At 66.7% G+C, this 2,678-nt stretch carries 1 protein-coding gene and 1 pseudogene; both read right to left on the bottom strand.

What is annotated here, in order from left to right; translation table 11 throughout:
* The coding region (gene ccoG, locus D3H34_RS31625) for a cytochrome c oxidase accessory protein CcoG (RefSeq protein ID WP_119558753.1) at nucleotides 1-1,319 on the bottom strand (1,319 nt) is incomplete at its 3' end.
* 294 nt (nucleotides 1,320-1,613) lie between these two features.
* Nucleotides 1,614-2,678 (bottom strand): annotated as a pseudogene (gene acnA, locus D3H34_RS31620) (aconitate hydratase); the annotation flags it as partial.

The following is a 2,678-nucleotide window of genomic DNA, read 5'->3' as shown; positions in this document are numbered from 1 at the left end:
CAGCGGTCGGCCGCGGCGTCGACCATGACTTCGGTCTCCGAAGCCACGCGCAGGCCGTCGAGGCCCGAAGCCGAGAGCTGCAGGCGCTGCGGCTGCTCTGTCGCGTTGCCCAGCTGCACGCGGTAGATGTTCTCGATCTGGCCGCCGGCGACGATGCGCGACAGCGTGCCGCGATCGCGCACCACATCGACCTTGAGCGGCACACGCACGTAGAGGCTCACCACCATCGCCACCGTCAGGCCCAGCAGCACCGCGCCGTAGATCAGCACGCGCGGGCGCAGCACGCGCCGCAGGATCTGCGCGCTGCCCCAGCCCCTGGCCATGCCGTTCTCGGTCGACATGCGGATCAGCCCGCGCGGGTAGTGCATCTTGTCCATCACCGTGTTGCAGGCGTCGATGCACAGGCCGCAGCCAATGCATTGGTACTGCAGGCCGTCGCGGATGTCGATGCCCACGGGGCAGACCTGCACGCACAGCTTGCAGTCGATGCAGTCGCCCAGGCCCTGGGCCTTGTGGTCGATGTCCTTGGCGCGCGGGCCGCGGCTTTCGCCGCGCGCGCTGTCATAGGTCACCAGCAGCGTGTCCTTGTCGAACATCGCGCTCTGGAAGCGCGCATAGGGGCACATGTGGGTGCAGACCTGCTCGCGCAGAAAGCCCGCATTGCCATAGGTGGCCAGCGCGTAGAACAGCACCCAGAAGATCTGCCACGCGCCCTGCAGCGCCATGACTTCGACCGCCAGCGAGCGGATCGGCACGAAGTAGCCGACGAAAGTGAAGCCGGTCCACAGCGCGATCGCCAGCCACAGCACATGCTTGGCCGTGCGCTTGAGCAGCTTCTCGCGCGTCCAGCCGCTGTTGTCCAGGCGCAGCCGCGCGCTGCGATCGCCTTCGGTCCGGCGCTCTATCCACATGAAGATTTCCGTGTAGACCGATTGCGGGCAGCTGAAGCCGCACCACAGCCGCCCGGCGACCGCGGTGAACAGGAACAGCGCCAGCGCCGAAACGATCAGCAGCGTCGTGAGATAGATGAAGTCCTGCGGGTACAGCAGCCAGCCGAAGATATAGAAGCGCCGCTGCTCGAGATCGAACAGCAGGGCCTGGCGCTCGTTGATCTGCAGCCAGGGAATGCCGTAGAAAAACAGCTGCGTGATCCAGACCATGGCCCAGCGCCAGCGCGCGAACACGCCGCTGATCGAGCGCGGCTGGATCTTCCTGCGCGCTTCGAACAACGGCATCTCGTGCGCCTCGATGGGCGCGGCTGCAATGGGGATGACCTTGCGCGGTACTTTGCCGCGTGGTGACGTGGGGTGATCTGACATAAGGCCTCAATGACAACGGCGGCGGCAGCGCTTCGCGCACGGCCGCCCCCTTGCCCGCTACTATGCGCCGCAAGCGTTTTGGGCAACAGCAGCAGATGGGACGATTTGGACCGTATCAGATGGTTTATTGATCTAAATCACCGTATCAGTTCCAGCGCGAACGCGGCCCTGCCGCGCCGGCGGCAATCCGCAGCGCGCGGCAGACCGCAACGGCAGGCATCATCCCGGGTTTTGGATTCCGCACCAAAAGGCTTTGGCATGCGCCGGCCCGCACCGGGGCCTGCGCCGGGGCGCTTACGCGCCCAGCAGCTGGCGCAACACGTACGGCAGAATGCCGCCGTGGCGGTAGTAGTCGGCTTCGATCGGCGTGTCGATGCGCAGCGTCAGCGTGCGCCGCAGCTGGCTGCCGTCGGCGCGCGTGATGCACAGTTCGGCATCGCTTTGCGGCGTGAGCAGCGGGTCGGGAATGACTTCGATGAACTCGTCGCCGACCAGCCCCAGGCTGCTCCAGCTGTCGTCGCCGCGCAGCTGCAGCGGCAGCACGCCCATGCCTACGAGGTTATTGCGGTGGATGCGTTCGAAGCTGCGCGCGATCACCGCCTTGATGCCCAGCAGCTGCGTGCCCTTGGCGGCCCAGTCGCGGCTCGAGCCCGTGCCGTATTCCTCGCCCGCGAAGATCACGCTGGCCCGGCCTTCGGCCTGGTACTGCATCGCCGCATCGTAGATCGGCATCTTGCGCGCTTCGCAGGCCGCGTCGCGGTACAGCGTGAGCCCGCCCTCCTCGCGCCCGCCGTCGGCCAGCGGCGGCAGCATCAGGTTCTTGATGCGCACGTTGGCGAACGTGCCGCGCATCATCACCTCGTGGTTGCCGCGGCGCGAGCCATAGCTGTTGAAGTCCGCCTGCTGCACGCCGTGCGCGCTGAGCCATTCGCCCGCGGGCGACTTCGGGTGGATGGAGCCGGCCGGCGAGATATGGTCGGTGGTGATCGAGTCGCCGAACAGCGCGATGATGCGCGCGCCGTGCACCGCATAGGGGTTGCTCGGCTGGATGCCCGTGGTCACGGGCTGGGCGATGGCTAGCGTGAAATCGCTGAAGAACGGCGGCTCGGCGATATAGGTGCTCTTGGGCCAGGTATAGGTCGCGCCGCTGACGCCGCGGATCTTTTCCCAAAGCTTACCCGGCTCGCTGCCGACCTTTTCGTAATTTTCCTGGAAGGCCGCGCCATTCATCGCATGGTGCATCAGCGCCTGGACTTCCTCGGAGCTGGGCCAGATGTCGCCCAGGTAGATGTCCCGGCCGCCGCGCCCCTGGCCCACGGGCTGGGTCATCAGGTCGGTGAGCACCGTGCCGGCCAGCGC

Source organism: Acidovorax cavernicola (assembly GCF_003581445.1).
This window is presented reverse-complemented; position numbering and strand designations above follow the sequence as displayed.